Origin of the sequence: Bifidobacterium scardovii JCM 12489 = DSM 13734 (assembly GCF_001042635.1) — a bacterium.
GTDB classification, from domain to species: Bacteria; Actinomycetota; Actinomycetes; order Actinomycetales; family Bifidobacteriaceae; genus Bifidobacterium; species Bifidobacterium scardovii.
In genome coordinates, this window is the sequence record NZ_AP012331.1 from 2,431,931 (window position 1) to 2,449,837 (window position 17,907).

13 protein-coding genes and 1 pseudogene are annotated in these 17,907 nt (G+C 67.3%); 5 read left to right on the forward strand and 9 right to left on the reverse strand.

Going from position 1 to position 17,907, the window contains the following annotated elements:
- The first annotated feature begins 17 nt into the window (after positions 1 to 17).
- On the forward strand, positions 18 to 824 hold the full coding sequence (gene pgl / locus BBSC_RS10035) for a 6-phosphogluconolactonase (RefSeq protein WP_033517278.1): 807 nt from the start codon (positions 18 to 20) through the stop codon (positions 822 to 824).
- 143 nt (positions 825 to 967) lie between these two features.
- Here pgl and BBSC_RS10040 read toward each other — a convergent pair whose 3' ends face one another.
- The 4 genes from BBSC_RS10040 to BBSC_RS10055 all read right to left on the reverse strand — a co-directional run bounded on the left by BBSC_RS10040 (position 968) and on the right by BBSC_RS10055 (position 6,733).
- Entirely contained in the window at positions 968 to 2,833 is a 1,866-nt protein-coding gene (locus BBSC_RS10040; RefSeq protein ID WP_033517279.1) for a DUF975 family protein, read from the reverse strand.
- Positions 2,834 to 3,438: 605 nt separating this feature from the next.
- Positions 3,439 to 4,887 (reverse strand): NADP-dependent phosphogluconate dehydrogenase, encoded by a 1,449-nt coding sequence (gene gndA / locus BBSC_RS10045; protein ID WP_033517281.1) that lies wholly within the window; start codon positions 4,885 to 4,887, stop codon positions 3,439 to 3,441.
- 120 nt (positions 4,888 to 5,007) lie between these two features.
- Complete coding sequence (locus BBSC_RS10050; protein WP_144414544.1) at positions 5,008 to 6,198, reverse strand: aminotransferase class I/II-fold pyridoxal phosphate-dependent enzyme; 1,191 nt, start codon at positions 6,196 to 6,198, stop codon at positions 5,008 to 5,010.
- A 10-nt stretch (positions 6,199 to 6,208) separates the two neighbouring features.
- Positions 6,209 to 6,733, reverse strand: coding sequence for a very short patch repair endonuclease (locus tag BBSC_RS10055; RefSeq protein WP_081892899.1), 525 nt, complete (start codon positions 6,731 to 6,733; stop codon positions 6,209 to 6,211).
- Between the two features lie 348 nt (positions 6,734 to 7,081).
- Here BBSC_RS10055 and BBSC_RS10060 point away from each other — a divergent pair, with 348 nt between their 5' ends.
- Complete coding sequence (locus BBSC_RS10060) at positions 7,082 to 8,134, forward strand: Gfo/Idh/MocA family protein (RefSeq protein WP_033517285.1); 1,053 nt, start codon at positions 7,082 to 7,084, stop codon at positions 8,132 to 8,134.
- A gap of 224 nt (positions 8,135 to 8,358) precedes the next feature.
- Here the strand turns inward: BBSC_RS10060 and BBSC_RS10065 are convergent, their stop codons facing one another.
- The 4 genes from BBSC_RS10065 to glmM form a co-directional block, all read right to left on the reverse strand.
- The gene (locus tag BBSC_RS10065) at positions 8,359 to 8,994 is read right to left on the reverse strand and encodes a hypothetical protein (protein ID WP_033517288.1); all 636 of its coding nucleotides are present in this window, start codon (positions 8,992 to 8,994) and stop codon (positions 8,359 to 8,361) included.
- A gap of 128 nt (positions 8,995 to 9,122) precedes the next feature.
- Positions 9,123 to 10,598, reverse strand: a complete 1,476-nt coding sequence (locus tag BBSC_RS10070; RefSeq protein ID WP_033517290.1) for a DNA polymerase III subunit epsilon — start codon at positions 10,596 to 10,598, stop codon at positions 9,123 to 9,125.
- Positions 10,599 to 10,882: 284 nt separating this feature from the next.
- Complete coding sequence (locus BBSC_RS10075; protein ID WP_033517292.1) at positions 10,883 to 11,536, reverse strand: peptide deformylase; 654 nt, start codon at positions 11,534 to 11,536, stop codon at positions 10,883 to 10,885.
- 79 nt (positions 11,537 to 11,615) lie between these two features.
- A complete protein-coding gene (glmM, locus tag BBSC_RS10080; RefSeq protein WP_033517294.1) occupies positions 11,616 to 13,001 on the reverse strand; it encodes a phosphoglucosamine mutase in 1,386 nt (461 codons plus the stop codon).
- Positions 13,002 to 13,384: 383 nt separating this feature from the next.
- On the opposite strand from glmM, the gene BBSC_RS10085 reads away from it, so the two are divergent.
- From BBSC_RS10085 to BBSC_RS14280, 3 genes and pseudogenes are all read left to right on the forward strand, one after another.
- On the forward strand, positions 13,385 to 13,930 hold the full coding sequence (locus BBSC_RS10085; protein ID WP_033517296.1) for a glycoside hydrolase family 36 N-terminal domain-containing protein: 546 nt from the start codon (positions 13,385 to 13,387) through the stop codon (positions 13,928 to 13,930).
- A pseudogene (locus BBSC_RS14275) lies at positions 13,825 to 14,682 on the forward strand (alpha-galactosidase); the annotation flags it as partial. The gene BBSC_RS10085 and the pseudogene BBSC_RS14275, both read left to right, overlap by 106 nt.
- Positions 14,683 to 14,811: 129 nt before the next feature.
- A complete protein-coding gene (locus BBSC_RS14280; protein WP_231649317.1) occupies positions 14,812 to 15,105 on the forward strand; it encodes a GH36 C-terminal domain-containing protein in 294 nt (97 codons plus the stop codon).
- A 139-nt stretch (positions 15,106 to 15,244) separates the two neighbouring features.
- Here BBSC_RS14280 and pepN read toward each other — a convergent pair whose 3' ends face one another.
- Positions 15,245 to 17,854, reverse strand: coding sequence for an aminopeptidase N (gene pepN / locus BBSC_RS10095; protein WP_033517299.1), 2,610 nt, complete (start codon positions 17,852 to 17,854; stop codon positions 15,245 to 15,247).
- Positions 17,855 to 17,907 lie beyond the last annotated feature (53 nt).

Here is a 17,907-nt window from a genome sequence, read left to right on the forward strand (position 1 = left end):
CCGTCCAAGGAGTCATAGTGGCCACCCGATCAACCATCGTCTATCCGAATCCCGAACTGCTCGCGCAGGCCGTGGCCGCGCGCACGCTGCTCACCATCGGCGATCTGCTCGCCGAAGCGGGCCGCATGCGCGTCGATATCGCCGTGACCGGCGGCACCGACGGCAATCGCGTGTTCGCCGAGCTGAAGGCCAGCCCGCTGTCCGCCACGGTCGACTGGTCGCGCGTGCACATCTGGTGGGGCGACGAGCGTTTCGTCGCCGCCGACGACGATGACCGCAACGCCAAGCAGGCGCGCCGAGCGCTGTTCGACGGCATGATCGCCGACGGCACGCTGCCCGCCGAAAACATCCACGAGATGCCGGCCGACAGCCGGTCCGCCGATCGGATCGCGTCCGACTCCCCCGAGCGGACCGACGAGGTGCTGGCCGAAGCCGCGGCGGCATACCAGCGCGAGCTGGTCGCCGCGCTGGGCGACGCCCCGACGCTGGACATCGCCATGTTCGGCATGGGGCCGGACGCGCATTTCGCATCCCTTTTCCCCGGCCTGCCGCAGGTGCTGATCGACGATCCGCATGTGCTGGTCGCCGGCGTGCGCGATTCGCCCAAGCCGCCGCCGCTGCGGCTGACGCTGACCGTGCCGATGATCGCGCGTTCGCGGCACACCTGGGTGTTCACGTCCGAGGCACGCAAGGCCAGGGCGGTGGCGAAGGCCTTCGCCGCGCCTCGCAATCCCCAGGCGCCGAGCTCCTTCGCCGACGGCGGGGAGCTGCTGTGGCTCATCGACGAGGGGGCGGCCGGCGAGCTGCCCGGTATGCGGCGCTGAGCACGGATCGGATCGTCGCCGATGATGCCTCGGCGACGGCCGCCATGACCGTATGGAACGCCCCCGGCGGATCGTCCTTCCGCCGGGGGCGTTTTCCGTATGCCCCTATGTTTTCCGCATGTTCCCGGATGGAGCCGTGACGGCTATGCCGTCTCGCTGGAATCCGATCCCTTGTAATCGGTGATGCCGGCGCCGGTATTGGGCACCGCCGCGGAATAGATGTTGTCGCCGACGTACGCCACCAACAGCACGATGGCCACGGCGGCCATGATGCGCCGGTTCGCCCGGGCCAGCAGATTGTCCAGCGCCGGGGCCAGCAGATTGTCCAGCGCCGGGGCCAGCAGATAGACGATGGCCAGACCGCCCAGTCCGAAGGTCAGCAGCCCTTCGGCGCAGATGCGTCCGTTGAGGTTCAGGAAATAGCCGCTGTAGTCCCACCAGCGCTGCCCGTCGTGGGTGACCTCCAGATACCACGAGGAGCAGTATTCGAGTATCCCGCACAGCACCACCGTACCGGCGAACAGCAGCGCCGGCCTGTTGCGCAGCTTGTTGAGCAGGACCAGGACGATGATGCCGCCGGTGCCGTAGATCGGCAGCCACGGGCCGTGCAATGTCCCGCGATTGACGAACATGCCCTCCGTGATCAGCGCGAGCATCACCTCCCACAGCCAGCCGACGATGCAGAAGATGAAGAACATCATCACCAGATTGAGCACCGTGTAGCTGCGCTGCGGGTTGAGGTCCGTGCGCTTGGCCAGTCTGAACTCCATCCTCGCGGGGGCGAGGCGGCCCGGATAGGTCAGGCCGCACAGGATGTCCTCGGCCTTGGCCGCATTGTCCAGATCGGCCTCATGCTGCTGCCAGGCATCCACGCCGTCGTTCCGCCGCAGCGTGACGCCGAACCAATCGGACAGCCAGCCGACGAACCCCGTCGGGCGCGCCACGGCGGCGGCGCCGGCATGCGCCGCGGCGACGACGCCAGCCACGTCGGCATAGGCGCCATGCACCCGCTCGACTGCCGGCTTCGCGTACAGGGCCTCATCGCACAGCCACTGCGTTCCCTCCATATTCACCGATTTGGCCATCGTGCGGAGCCGCACATAGTATTCGGCGAAGAACGCCGCGTTGTATCCGTTGGAATAGAGGATGCCGACCAGGCCGAAGGTGACGCCGGACAGCAGGTACCAGCCGATGAAGCTCAGCTGCGCCACAAAGTACTCCCACTTGTGGCCCCTCATCATGCGGCGGGAGAGGCTGATCGCCTCGTTGGCGCCGATGTTCGGGTTCTCCGCCACGATATACGGCACCAGGGCATACGAATAGATCTTGACGATGCCGCCGACCACCGTGCACCACCACAGCATCAGGTACACGTTGCTCACCAGCATCACCCACGCCATGCGCGCCCATCGGCCGGTCTGCAACGGGTACAGGAACCGGCGCAGCGGCACCTTCTCGTAGACGCGCGACTCCAGCATGACGCGCCGCAGCACCACGCGGAACGCCTGCACCACGAACAAACCGACGAGGACCGAACCGGCCAGGGCAACGATGAGCAACAGCGAGACGGCCAGGCTCTTGGAGCGGATCACGGACGCCGTCGCATCCGTGACGGACAGGATGAACGACCCCGAGGTGAAGGAGTTGATCAGCGCGGAGAACACGCCGCGCGTGCGCCCGAGCATGGCGATCGTATCCTGGCCGGCGATCGCGCGCTCGTTGGCGCCGACCTGGTCGCGCGCCCCGCTCTCGTCGCCGGAGGCCATCCGCAACAGCAGATCCACGGGGCCGATACCGGTGACGTACAAGCCTTGGGGCGCATCGGGCACGTCCACGGCCTGCGAGGCGGAGGCCGATGCGTCGGACGGTTCCACGGTGGAGTTAACCGCGACCAGCGACGAGCCGTAATCCGCGCTGAGGAACGCGGCAAACAGACATGCCACGACGATCGGCCAATAATGGGTCTTCAATGTCCGTCGGGCGGCCGCTTTCAACGCGCGTCTCTCCATGGTTGCTCCCCCCGCATAATGATGCCTGTGCAATAGCTTAGCGGGGAACGGGGCGGCGCGGGGCCTTATCGCGGGATTCATGGAAGGGAATGGGGACACGCGGGGCGGGACCGGCGGGGGCCGTGCCCCTGTTGCGCCGCTCCCGCTGGCGGGGCCGGCAATGCACGCGATAACGTATATACGGTTCTTGCAGACGCCTTCATCATGCTCCCGCTGGCGGGAGCTGGCAATGCATACGCGACGTATACATGGTTCCGCGGATGCTTGTATCACGCTCCCGCTGGCGGGAGCTGGCTCGCGAAGCGAGACTGAGGGTGGTCAATGCGATATCGTCAGACCACCCTCAGTCGGCTTCGCCGCCGGCCCCGACAGCGGGGGCAACAAAACATCAAGGGGCTTCCGCTGATAGAAAGCCCCCTGATGATGGGCTGAGTTGCGGGTGTCGTTATGATCTTTACTACGCTTCGAACCCTTTCGGGTTCGCCTTCAGCCCCTGCAACAGCGGACTCGCCTACGGCGAGACCCAATACCACCTCGCGGCTGCCGCCACTCGGCCGAAGACCGGGCACAGCCCACCGGGCTGTGCCCTCGTCCGGAGATCGAAGCTACGCTTCGATCTCCGGACGACCCTCTTCAGCCCACAACGTATGGAACGCACCCGGCATGTCCACGCGCTGGTAGGTGTGGGCGCCGAAGTAGTCGCGCTGGCCCTGGATCAGGGCGGCGGGCAGGCGGTCGGAGCGCAGGCCGTCGAAGTACTCGAGCGACGAGGCGAACACCGGGACCGGCACGCCGAAGGAGATGGCGCGGGAGACCACGCGACGCCAGGAGCGCTGGGCGGCTTCGATGGCGTCCTTGAAGTACGGGGCGAACAGCAGCGACACGTTGGCCTCGCCGCTTTCGAACGCGTCGGAGATGCGGTTGAGGAACTTCGCGCGGATGATGCAGCCGCCGCGCCAGATGCGCGCCACGGCGGCCAGGTCGATGTCCCAGTCGTACACCTTGGCGGCCTCGGTGATCTCGTTGAAGCCCTGCGCGTACGCGACGATCTTCGAGGCGTACAGCGCCTCGCGGATGTCGTTGATGAACGCGACCTTGTCCTCCTCGGCCATCGGCACCACGCCGGAGGGGCCTTCGAAGTCCTGCTTCTGCGCCTCGGCGCGCAGCTCGGTCTGACCGGACAGACCGCGGGCGAACACGGCCTCGGCGATGCCGGTCACCGGCACGGCCAGATCGAGCGCCGACTGCACGGTCCACGTGCCGGTGCCCTTCATACCGGCGTGGTCGACGATCACGTCGACGAGCGGCTTGCCGGTCTTCTTGTCGACCTGGTGCAGCACTTCGGCGGTGATCTCGATGAGGTAGGATTCCAGCTCGGTCTTGTTCCACTCCTCGAACACGTCGCCGATCTCGGCCGGCGTCATGCCGAGCGCGCGGCGCATCAGATCGTAGCTCTCGGAGATGAGCTGCATGTCGGAGTATTCGATGCCGTTGTGCACCATCTTGACGAAGTGGCCGGCGCCGTTCTCGCCGATGTGGGTCACGCACGGCTCGCCCTCAGCCTTCGCCGCGATCGACTCGAAGATCGGCTTGAGCGTCTTCCACGATTCCTCGGTGCCGCCGGGCATCATGGACGGCCCGAGCAGCGCGCCTTCCTCGCCGCCGGACACGCCGCAGCCCACGAAGTGCAGGCCGCGGGCGGAAATCGCCTTTTCACGGCGGATCGTGTCGGGGAAATGCGCGTTGCCCGCATCCACAATGATGTCGCCCGGCTCCATGAGATCGGCGAGCGCGTCGATCATCGCGTCGGTCGGAGCGCCGGCCTTGACCATGATGATCGCCGTGCGCGGCTTGGCGAGCGAGTCGACGAACTCCTCCATCGTCTTCGCCGGGAAGAACTGGCCTTCGTCGCCGTGCTCGGCGATGAGCTTCTCGGTGCGGGAGTAGTGCCGGTTGAACACCGCCACCTTGTTGCCATGACGCGCGAGATTGCGTGCGAGGCTGGCCCCCATGGCAGCCAGACCGACGACTCCGACATTTGCTTCAGCGGACATGCTGGATCCTTCCGAAAAGTAATACTTTTACCGTGTCAAGTGTATTACGCGGCCATCCCATGCGCCCGGCTTTGTCCACCGCGAACGAACAAGGCTTCCCCGCACCGGAGCCGGCCCGCGTCACAGGCCGGCGACGAAGCGGCCGAGCCGTTCCAGGCCCTCGGCGAGCGCCTCGCGGGAGGCCGCGTACGACAGCCGCACATGCGTGTCGGCGGTGGCCGGCCCGAAGTCGCGGCCGGGCGTCAGCGCCACATGTGCCTCGTTCAGCGCGCGCTCGCAGAAGGTCCACGCGTCCAATCCGGTCGACGCGATGGTGAAATACGCGTAGAACGCGCCGTTCGGCTCCACCTCGAGCGGCAGGCCGATGCGCTTGAGCCCGTCGACCACGATGCGCCGGCGCGCGAGCAGCTCCTGCCGGCGCTCCTCGCACACGGCGAGGCTTTCCGGCGTGAAGCAGGCCACGGCCGCGTGCTGGGTCGGCGTGTGCGCGCACAGATAGAAGTTGGTGGCCAGGTCGTCGACCGCCTCGATCGTGTATTCGGGCACGATCGCCCAGCCAAGGCGCCAGCCGGTCATGCCGAAGAACTTGGAGAAGCTGTTGCAGATGATCGCGTCCGGGTCGGCGTACAGCGCGGACCTGACCTCGCTGCCGTCGGCCTCGCGGTCGGCCAGGTCGAGGTAGGTCTCGTCGACGATGCGCCATGCGCCGCGGCTGCGCGCCAGATCGCACACGCCCTTGAGCACGTCGAAGTCGATGGTGGTGCCGGTCGGGTTGGACGGCGAGGTGATCATCACCGCCTTGGTGCGCTCCGTCCACGCCTTGTCGACCAGTTCCGGCGTCAGGTGGAACCGCGTCGCAGCGCTGGTCGGCACGTCCACGACCGTGCCCTCGAAGGAGCGCACCAGTTCGCGGTTGCACGGATAGGACGGGTCGGCGAGGATCACCTCGTCGCCCGGGTCGACGGTCAGCGCGGTGGCCAGCAGCAGCGCGGCCGAGCCGCCGGCCGTGATGACGATGCGCTTGGGATCGACGTCGAGGCCGTGGCGGGTGCGGTAGAAGTCGGAGATCGCCTCGCGCAGCTCGGGCAGGCCGAGCGCGGCGGTGTACGGCAGCGCGCGTCCGTCATACTGTTCGCGCATCGCCTCGCGCACGGCGGGGGGCGCGCCGAAATCCGGCTCCCCCAAGCTCAGCTTGACCACGTCGATTCCCTCGGCGATCATCCGATCGGCCTTCTCGCCGAACACCATCGCACGGAACGGCTGCGCCTCGCGCGCGCGGCGGGCCATCGCCGGCCGCATCTGCTCGTCCATCATCACTCGATCACTCTTCCTTGTCGTTGAGACCCTGTCGTTGAGCGACATCGTTTGGTTCCGCTGCCGATTCTAGTGCGCCGCGCGCATCGCCGCCGCCGACGATCTCGTCATACAGGCGCGCCAGCCGCTCATCGCGCGTCGCCTTGCCCAATTCGCATTCCCAGACGACGATGACGTGCCAGCCGGCGGACTCGAGTTCGGTGTGCTGGCGAAGATCGCGCTCGTGGTTGCGCATCAGCTTCGCGCTCCAGAACTCCACATTGGATTTGGGCATCGCGTGCTTGGCGCAGCCCTCGTGCATATGCCAGAAGCATCCGTTGACGAACACGATCGCATGCCATTTCGGCAGCACCACGTCCGGATGCCCCGGATACCGCCGGTCGTTCTTGCGGAACCGCAGTCCGCGCGCGAACAGGTACCGGCGCACCAGCACCTCGATCTTCGTGTCCTTCGCGCGGATGTGCGACATCGTATAGCTGCGCGTGCCCCGCGCATACTTTTCCGGCTGACTTCCGCGCCCACGTACGGCCATGATGCTCCTTACCGGCCCTCCCGCCCCGCCCGGCGGGCCGCGACGGCCAGCGACGAACGGAACCCTGCGGGCCGATCACCAGCAACGATTATAGGGGACGGCATCGGGGAACGGCAGCGGATGGAACGGCAATGGATCGCCGGTATCCCGACCGGCCGGGCCCGCGCCACCGTCTGTTCCCGTCCTCGGCGCCGGCCGGGCCGCCCTCTCGCCCGCGTTTCCGGATGCCGGGATCCGCCCGCTCCGTGTTCCCCACCAGCCTCCGTTCGGCTACCATGGAAACGGCATCGTGCCCCGTTCGGGCACGGCGGTATCACGGCGCAATAGCGGCGCATTCAAGGAGGAACGATGAGCAGACTCAACGGCAGGCGGGCCGAGGCGGAAGCGCAGGGGCTGAAGGTCAACGTGGCGATTCTCGGCGCGGGCGGGATCGCGCGTTCGATGGCCACGACGCTGACCGCGATGGCGGCGGATCCCCGCTATGGCGGTCTGGTCGCGCCCTACGCGGTGGCTGCGCGCGACGGCGGCCGCGCCGCGGCGTTCGCCGAGCGGTACGGCTTCCCGGTCTCGTACGGCTCCTACGAGGAGCTGCTCGCGGATCCCGACGTGGATCTGGTGTACATCGCGACGCCGCACGCGCTGCACGCCGAGCAGGGCATCGCCTGCCTGAACGCCGGCAAGAACATTCTGGTCGAGAAGTCATTCACCGCCAACGCCAGGCAGGCCAAGGAGCTGCTGGCCGCGGCCGAGGCGAGCGGACTGCTGTGCACGGAGGCGATCTGGACGCGCTACATGCCCTCACGCGGCATCATCGACGGCATCGTGGCCTCCGGCGTCATCGGCGAGGTGCGGTCGATCGCGGCGAATCTGTGCTATCCGGTGAGCGCCAAGGCCCGCATGTCCGATCCGGCGATGGCCGGCGGCGCGCTGCTGGATGTCGGCGTGTACCCGCTGAATTTCATCGACATGGTGATGGGCGGGCACGGGGAGGTGCCGATCGACCGCCTGACAACTGCAATGACGCCGTACGGGACCGGCGTCGACGCGCAGAACTCCACCACCCTGTTCTACGGCAACGGCGTGATGGCGGTCTCCTCGTCGTCGATGATCGCGTCCTCCGACCGCTGCGGCTCCATCTGGGGCGACAAGGGGTACGTGGTGTGCCAGAACATCAACAACGTCGAGGCGATCGACGTGTACGGCACCGACCATCAGGTGGCGGCGCACTACGACGTGCCCGAACAGCTGACCGGCTACGAATATCAGGTGGCCTCCGCCGCGAACGCGATTCTGGACGGTCGTACCGAATGCGCCGAAATGCCGCATGCGGACACCCTGCGCATCATGGAGCTCATGGACGCGCTGCGCGCCGAATGGGGCCTGCGCTACCCGTTCGAGTAGGGCGTTCGGTTGGTCTGCATCCGGCGACCCGTGACGCAGACTCCCGGTGGCCTGTTTCGCACATGGCTGAGTGGTGGCTGGTCCTCCCGCTGGCGGGAGGTGGCGCGTACGCCGGAGGGTGGTCGGATGCTCGATGCCGCGGTGTTGCCGGCCACCCCAGTCGGCTTCGCCGGCAGCCCAAACCAGCGGGGGCGTAGGCCACTTCATTGTTTGCGGTGCGGCCGCTAATATCCCCAGTGGCTGGAGTGCCGCTCCTCGGCGGCGTTAAAGCGCAGCACCGGCCAGTTGGGCGGGTTGGCGACGAAATCGTCGATGAGTTCCATCTGCGGCTGACTGATGCCGATCTCCCCGCTGGGGCCGATGCCCAGCACCGGCGCTTGGGGAGCGGCGGCCTTGAGGTCGTCCGCGGCCTCCTGGGTGACCTCCTCGTCGTCGATCCACACGATCGGCCGCCCGAGCTTCAGATGACTGAGCACCGCGCGGCGTTTGCCGGTCAGGATGCCGTTGCGGGTCACCGGGTCGTACCATTCCACGGTCTTCCAATCCACGCCGAGCAGGTAGTTCAGCTCCTCCGTATACGGCTGCCATGTGCTCAGCCACCATATGTCGGCGTCCAGCGCGTCCAGACGGCGTACCAGCGTGCTCGACCAGTGGATCCGCCACCGGCTGCCGCCGGCGCGCGCGACGCCGACGTTGTCGGGCACGAACCAGTGATCGGGGGCGTATAGCGCCATGCGCGCATCCCCCGGCTTCATCCATGACGTGGTGTTCTGGTGGCGGCGTACCTTGCCGTCGGGGAATTGGTTGACCACGCCGTCGAAATCGATCAGTACCAGTGGACGCGACTGCTTATGCTCCATGAGGCTTCTCTTTCTGTGATGGTTCCATGGTAGGGCCACGAAACCGCAACGTTGCGGTTTTCGCCACATATCGGAATGGCTTCGGGTGCGATTGCGCAGGAACGGGGCAAACGCCCCCTACGGAACCCTCAGCGCCGGCCGCATTGCTTGCCGCCGACGCCCGGCACGCCGTCGGCGCCCCACGGGCCGCGCCCCTCGCGGCGCAGCTCGGCCAGATGATGTTTCATCGCCACGAGCATGATATGCGCGTCCTCCAGCCCCAGGTGCCGCTCGGACTGATCCGCGGGAAGCGCCCCCTGCCGTTTGGCATAGGCGTCCAGCGTGTTGTTGCCGTATGGGTGCTCGGCGTCCGGGACCGCCCCCGGATCCCAGCGACGGCTCATCGGCAGCGTGTCGATGATCGTGATGTCGCCGGCGCGGTAGCTTTCCGCGTACCCGGCGACGTTGAGCATGAAGAAGCCATGCTCGAAGGTGGCATTGTGCGCCACGTACGGCTGCCGCTCCAACCGGGCCAGCAGGCCGCGCTGCGCGGCCGGCCATTCGTCGAACAGCCGGTGGCCCTGCGAGGCGCCGCGCTCCCGCACGTCGATGCCGGTGAGCTTGGCGATCAGCGGGTTGCCCAGCCGCGCGTTGCGATCCGGCACCCCGAACGCGAGCCTCGACTGGCCATAGGCGTCACCGGCCGCGTAGCCGTCCTGCTCGTATCGGTATTGCCGGTCTCCGTCGGCATCGGCAGGCTTGGGCGACGCCATGTTCATGAACTCGAACCCGACGTCGATGATGTACACGCGCGCCGGATCGGTGCCCGTGGTTTCGATGTCGATGCCCATCACCGCGTCCACGTCGCGGCCCGGCAGATAGGCGTCCCTCCAATCGGAGGCCGGGGCGCGGCCGCGGGAACCCCGGCGCGCCGGCCCGGCGTCTTCGCCCCGGGCACCGGCCTTGCCGGATGCCGAGCCGCGTTCGGGATGGCCCTGATCCTCGCCGAACAACGTCAGCGATCCGCCTGGCGCCGTCACACCGCTCAGATTCGCGCGGGCCATGTCGCGGCGCGCCGCCCGCTCCTGTCCTCGCCGGTACTTGCGCCGTTCGGCGCGGCCGTTGACGATCTCGGCGGTCCGGTCCTGCACGTCGTCGAGCGCGTCATGCGCGTCAAGGGCACGCAGCACCGGCACGGTGACCCGTTGGCGGCGCTCATAGGTCACGGTCCAGCGATGCTCCTGCACGCCCCGCTCCACCAGCAGGGCGATCTCGTCGTTGAGGCGGCGGTTCGCATAGGCCAGCGCGCGCGGCAACCGATACGAGGGGATCAACCGGTCGAAATCAGCCATGAACGCCGTATTGCACTGTGCGATGATCGCCTCGAGCCGGTCGCGCACGGCATAGTCGCGCTTGAGCAGCTCGCGCGCATCGCGCTCGGCGCCCGGCTGCAGATCGGGGTCCCCGGCGCAGCCGATGCCGTGTTCGAGGTCGAGCGAACGCACCCATTGCCAGTCGATGGCACGCCCATCCGCATCCGAGGGCATGGCCGTGGCCCATGGGTCGATGTCGTCCTTGGCGGCGGTGAGCCAGGTGCGGTCGACGGGAGGCGCTGTATTGGTCATGCCGCCATCGTAGTGCGGGCACTGGCCCGCGCGGCGCGGGCCCCACAGTCCCCCATGCCAAGGCGACCGTAGCGCCGAATGGTACGGCAATGCCGAGTTGTCGGTGCGTGAACTCGCGAAAACCGGCTGCAAAGCCCCACGTCAAACGATAAACATGAGGTTGCAACCGGTTCCACTACTGACCCGCGCACCGACAACTCGGCACTAGCCGTCATTGCGCCGGAATCAGGGCCCTGTCGCCCCCGATCGAGCGATTCGGGGCGCGCAAGACGGGCCGGGCGCCCTCAGATCTCGAAACCGAGCTCCTGCGCCGCCTCGGTCGGCACCGGGTCCTCGCACCACAGATCCTCGAGGTTCTCGGTGGTGGCCAGGGACCGGATCTCGGCCTTGTCGATGTACAGCTCGCCGCTCAGATGATCGGTCTCGTGCTGGAAGATGCGCGCCGGCCAGCCATGCAGCCGCTCCTCATGCGACTTGCCGTCCTCGTCCTGCCAGCGCGCGGTGATGTCGAGCCAGCGCCTGCGCACGGCCTGATAGCCGTCGAAGCTCAGGCAGCCTTCGTAGAAGCTGCGCGTTTCGGTGCCGATCGGCTCATAGCTGGGGTTGATGATCACATGGAACGGGAATTCCGCGATTTCACGCGGATCGTCCTCGTCGTCGCGCACATGGTCCTCCACCACCGCAAGCGCCAGGCCGAGGCCGATCTGCGTGGCGGCCAGCCCAACCCCGGGGGCCTCGATCATCGTGGTGTGCATGGCGTCGATGAGCTTGGTGAGCGTCCGCTTCGACAGCTGCCCGGCATAGGCGGCGGTCTGCTGGCGCAGCACCGGTTCGCCGGCCTGCACGATCGGCAGGATCTGCTCCTTGCCACCGGTCTTGATGAGCTGTTCGACATCCCGGTTGAGCGCGATGTCCACTTTGGCGTTCTTTCCGAACATGATGGATTTCCTTTGCGTCAGTGGCGAGCTCCCCTCGGCCCCGCCGCGCGGTCCTCGAGGGGAGTCCGGTGTAACGGGTCTACAGGGCCAGTTCCTCGGCCACGATCTTGGCCAGGCGGGTGCACACCTCGTCCGCGTAGGCCTGCGTGGCGGCCTCGGCCATCACGCGCACCAGCGGCTCGGTGCCGGAGGGACGCAGCAGCACGCGGCCGGAATCGCCCAGCAGCTCCTCCTCGTGCGCCACGGCGGCCTGGATGCGGGCATTGGTCGAGGCGGCCTTCTTGTCCACGTTCGGCACGTTGATCAGCGTCTGCGGCAGCTGCGGGAAGTCGGCGGCGAGCCCCTTGAGGCTCCTGCCCGACCTGACGACCTCGTTGCACAGCGTCAGGGCGGTCAGGGTGCCGTCGCCGGTGGTGGCGAACTCGCGGTTGATGACGTGCCCGGACTGCTCGCCGCCGAGCGAATAGTCGCCTTTGAGCATCTCCTCAAGCACGTAGCGGTCGCCCACGGCGGTCTCCACGGTCTTGATGCCCATGTCCTTGAGCGCGAGCTTCAGGCCCAGGTTGCTCATCACGGTGACCACGAGCGTGTCGTGCTTGAGCTTGCCCTCGCGCTTCTTGGCGCGGGCCAGAATGCCCATGATCTGATCGCCGTTGACCATGGTGCCGTCCTCGTCCACCGCGAGGCAGCGGTCGGCGTCGCCGTCGAAGGCCACGCCCATCACGGCGTCGGTGGCCTTGACCATGGCCTGCAGCTGCTCCGGGTGGGTGGAACCGGCGTTCTTGTTGATGTTGTAGCCGTCCGGCGAGGCGTTGATCACGATCACGTCGGCGCCGGCGCGGCGCAGGGCCTCGGGGGCCACCACGGAAGTGGCGCCGTTGGCGCAGTCGGCCACGATCTTCAGGCCCTTCAGCGGCTTGGGCTGGGTCTGGTCGTCGTTGAGCGGGGCGATGGTGGACACCAGATGGTCGATGTACAGGTTGGTGGCGGTGGTCTGGTCGTGGCTCACGCGGCCGACGCCGGCGCCGGTCGGGCGGTCCCAGTCCTGGCCGAGGACGGCCTCGATGTCGTCCTCCTTGGTGTCGGGCAGCTTGAAGCCGCCGCGCGCGAAGAACTTGATGCCGTTGTCGGGCATCGGGTTGTGCGAGGCGGAGATCACCGCACCCATTTCGACGTTGAGCACGGAAGTCAGGTAGGCGATGCCCGGGGTCGGGATGATGCCCGCGTCGATCACGTCGAAGCCGCCGGCCGACATGCCGGCCGACAGGGCCGACGCCAGAAAATCGCCGGAGACGCGGGTATCGCGGCCGACAAGCGCGCGGCGGCGCCCCTCGGGCTGATCGTCCTGCGTGCCGGTATCCCCCAGCACGCGCACGGCGGCGTCGCCCAAATCGAGCGCCAGCTGCGCGGTCAGATCACGGTTGGCCAATCCACGGACACCATCGGTTCCGAACATACGTGGCATGTTCCCACATCCTCGCTTTTCCCAGCGGTTATTACCGTGCACCATCGTACCCGCACCCGGCCACGACCACCCCCGACAGGTCGCATGTCCACAGCACCCGCCACATCCACGCCGCCCCGTGCCGGCATACAGCCGTTTCCGCCCCGCACAACGACCGTATGCCGGCAGCCGCGCAAAACCTGATATATATCTCCACTTCATCGAACAAGTCATAGCAGGTACCGCACGCCAAGGATCCATATACTTGTCCCGTCAGGAATTCTCATCCCATGGCCGGCAGCGACGCGACCATCACCTTGATCCGCTGGAAAGGACAATCAGCATGACCATCCTCTATGACGCATCCGACAGGCGGCTCCATCTCACCAATGGATCGATCAGCTATGTCATGCGCGTGCTCGACGGGGGGCGAACTCGCCCACATATACTTCGGCCACGCGCTGCTCGACGGAACGATCGCCGAGGAGATGGACGTCAACCAGCAGGCGCCGACGACCAAGGACACCGATGACGCCTACTCGCTGGAGGACGTGCACCTGGAATACCCGGCGGCGGGTTCCGGAGATCTGAACCCGGCCGTGCCGACCATCACCGACCACCGCGGATCGCATGTGGCCCGGCTGCTGTACGCGGGCCATCGGGTCATCGACGGCAAGCCGGATCTCGGCGATATGCCGTCGACCTACGTCGAGCATCCCGGCGAGGCGAAGACGCTGGAGATCACGCTCGCCGACGAGCGGCTGGGCCTGTCCGTGCAGCTGCTGTACACGATCTACGCCGCGCTGCCGGTCATCACGCGCAGCGTGAAGGTCACCGCCACCGCCCGATCGTCATCAACACCTGGGAGTCCATCCATATGGACATGGACGAGGGCAAGCCGTGCGAGCTGGCCGACGACGCGCACGACCTCGGCGTCGAGATGCTGGTGATCGACGACGGCTGATTCGGCCACCGCGACCGCGACGACTCCTCCCTCGGCGACTGGTTCCCCGATCCGAGGAAATTCCCGAAGGGCCTCAAGCCGGTCGGCGACCACGTGCACGCCCTCGGCATGAAACTCGGCCTGTGGTTCGAGCCGGAAATGATCAGCCCCGACAGCGAGCTGTACAAGATCCACCCGGAGTGGACGCTGGGCGATCCGAGCGTCGAGCTCAGCGTCGTGAGGCATCAGTATGTACTCGACATGGCCCGCCCCGAGGTCATCGACTACCTTGAGCAGAGCATGGCGAAGGTGATCCGCGACAGCGGCGCTGACTACATCAAATGGGACATGAACCGCCAGCTCGCCGAGGTGTACACGCCCACGCTGCCGGCCGAGCGCCAGGGCGAGACCTACCACCGCTTCGTGCTGGGCTACTGCGACCTGCTGCGCCGGCTGAACCGCGACTTCCCCGACATGCTCATCGAATCCTGCTGCTCGGGCGGCGGCCGCATGGACCCCGGCGTGCTCGCGTTCGCGCCGCAGGCCTGGATATCGGACAACACCGACGCGATGGAGCGCTTGCGCATCCAGTACGGCACCTCGATGGGGTACCCGCTGAGCATGATGAGCAACCACGTCTCCGACGTGCCGAACCACCAGACCGGCCGTGTCACCGCGATCAAGACGCGCGCCGACGTCGCGTACTTCGGCGCGTACGGCTACGAGCTCGACCCGCGCAGGATCACCGACGAGGATGCCCGCGAGCAGATCAGGCGCCAGATCGCCACGGACAAGCGGTTCGCGCAGCTCACGACGACCGGCGGCTTCTACCGTCTGCTCGACCCATTCGCGCCGGTGCCGGGCTTCGGCATGTCGCACGCCGCATGGATGGTGGTCTCGAAGGACCGCACGGAGGCGCTGGTCGGTTACTACCGTAACCGCGTCGGCGTCGGTCTGATGCCCTACCGCCTGCGGCTGGCCGGTCTCGACCGCACCGCCGCCTACGGCATCGAGGAGATCGGGTTCGACACCAATCCGTGGCGCACCCGTCACGGCGACGAGCTGGAGAAGGTCGGGCTCATGCTGCTCGACCGCTCCAACGGCGATTGGGGTTCGTCCATCCCGACCGGCGACAACCTGTCGCGGCTGTTCCACCTGCAGGCGGTGCAAGACCAAGACTGAGCCGTCATGACGCCACAACGCTGAATGGGGTGGTTCGGCAATGCGCGGACACGCATTGCCGAACCACCCCATTGGGCCGGATATCGACCGCGGTCAGGCGTTCCCGTCACCGGAGCGGCCAGCCCAGCACGGCCGCGCCCTACAGCGCGGCGTTGAAGTCGCGCACCTTGAGCGTGCGCTGCGAGGACTCGACGTTGCCGCGGATGAGGCGCTTGAGCGCGTTGTCGGCGTCCTCGTGGGAGGCGAGCCACGCCTCGCCGAGCGAGACGAGCCCGGCCGGGTCGGCGTAGACCGGGTACAGTCCCTCGAGCAGGGCCTCGGCCATGTGGAAGGTCTTGTTCTTCCAGACCCAGTCGATCACCTCGAAGTACGTGCCGGCGTACGGCTCGGCCAGGTCGGCGCGCGGGGTCGCGGCGAAGCCGCGGGCCACCGCCTCGAGCTGGCTGTTGGTCAGGTCGGCGTTGTGCAGCGCCTGGTCCCACGCCCACGCCTTGGCCTCGGCGGTGCCGCGCACGGCCTTGGCGCCGAGCGCGAACTCGCGGTTCTCGGTCGTGTCGCGCTTGGCGAGCTGCGCTTCGATGCCGGCCTCGTCGAGCACGTTCACCGAGGCGAGCGCGTTGACGATCGTCCAGGTGAAGTTGTTGTCGATCTCCAGGCCGTCGAGCGTGACCGTGCCGTCGAGCAGGCCCTTCGCGTTGGCCGCGAAGGCCTCGTCGCCCTCCTCGCCGTAGCCGAGGTAGGCGGTGACGAGCTGGAACTGCTCGTCGGAGCCGGCCTTGGCGGCCTCGGCCAGCTTCCACAGTTCGGCGGCGACATGCTCCACCACGGCGGCGCGTTCGGCCGGCGCGGTGTAGTGCCATGCGGTGGTGCTGATCTGCGAGAGCGCGTAGCGGAAGGTGGTGGACTCGTGCTCGGTGGCGAGCGCGGCCAGCGACGTGTCGATGAACCGCTTGGCAGGCAGCTCGCCGTCGCGGGTCATGTCCCAGAAGGCGAGCCAGATCACGGAGCGGGCCAGCGCGTCGGAGAAGCAATGCAGGTTCTCGGCGGCGAAGGCGAGCGACTTGTCGTCGAAACGCAGCTTCGTGTAGGTCAGGTCGTCGTCGTTCACGAGGATCAGCGCGGGGCGCGGCTTGCCGGCCGCGGCCTCGACCACGGTGGTCTCGCCGTCCACGTCGAGCTCGAAGCGGTCGGTGCGCACGATCGCGCCGGTGGCCGGGTCCTCGTTGTAGAAGCCGACCGCCAGGCGGTGGGCGCGCAGCACGGGGTGCTCGGCCGGGGCGGTCTGGCGCAGGGTGAGCGAGGCGATGGTGCCGTCCTCGTTCTCCTCGACCTCGGTGGTGATCGTGTTGATGCCGGAGCGCTCGAGCCACTGGGCGCTCCACGCCGTCAGGTCGCGGCCGGAGGTCTTCTCGAGCTCGGCCAGCAGATCGGCGAGCGTCGCGTTCGAGTACGCGTACCGGTTGAGGTAGTTATGGATGCCCTCGAAGAACTTGTCGCGGCCGACGTAGGCGACGAGCTGCTTGAGCACGGAAGCGCCCTTCGCGTAGGTGATGCCGTCGAAGTTCACGTATGTGTCGTTGAGGTCGTTGATCGGCGCGACGATCGGATGGGTGGTCGACAGCTGGTCCTGGCGCAGCGCCCAGCTCTTCTCGCCGGAGCTGAACGTGGCCCAGGCGTCGTGCCATTCGGTCGCCTCGGCGGTGGCCAGCGTGGAGGTGAACTCGGCGAAGGACTCGTTGAGCCACAGGTCGTTCCACCACTTCATGGTCACATAGTCGCCGAACCACATGTGGGCCAGCTCGTGCAGCACGGTCACCACGCGGCGCTCGGCCAGCGCGTCGGTCACCTTGGACTCGAACACGTAGGAGTCGCGGATGGTGACCATACCGATGTTCTCCATGGCGCCAGCGTTGTACTCGGGCACGTAGATCTGGTCGAACTTGGCGTACGGGTAGGGCACGCCCCACGTCTTGGCGTAGAACGCGAAGCCCTTCTTGGTGATGTCGAACAGGTAGTCCACGTCCTTCGAGAACGCCTCGGCCAGCGACTGGCGGCAGTACTGGGCCATCGGCACGATGCGGCCGTCCTCGTTCTCGTACTCGGTGTGCCATTCGGCGTACGGGCCGGCGCAGATGGCGGTCAGGTAGGGGCTCATCGTCGGCGTGGTCTGGAACACCCAGCGCTTGGCCGTTTCGGCCGCGTGGTCGCCCAGCGTGCCCGGCGCGGTCACGGCGTCGGTCTCGCTCACCGAGGCGACCGGCATGTTCGAGGTGACGATCCAGCTGGAGGCGGCCAGCACGGAGAAGTCGAACATGGCCTTGAGGTCGGGCTGGTCGAACACGGCGTAGACGCGGCGCGCGTCCGGCACCTCGAACTGGGAGTACAGGTAGACGTTGCCGTCGGAGGGGTCGACGGAGCGGTGCAGGCCCTCGCCGGTGTTGGAGTACCGGCACAGCGCCGTGACGGTGACCTCGTTGTGCTCCTTGAGGCCGTCCAGCGCGATGCGGCTGTCGGCGTAGGCCGTGGCCGGGTCGAGCGCGACGCCGTTGAGCGTGACCGAGTTCACCTCGTCGGCGATCAGGTCAAGGAAGGTGCTCGCTCCGGGCGTGGCGTCGAAGGTGATGGTGGCGGTCGAACCGAAGTTCTTCGCGCCGACCGTCAGGTCGAGCGCCACCTGGTAGTGGATGGGCGCGGCGACGACGCTCTTGCGCTCCTCGGCTTCGATGCGGGTGAGATTGGCTCCTGGCATGCTGCTCTCCTTATGTCTGGAAGGTGTTGGATGGCCGGCATTCGGCCGTTCCC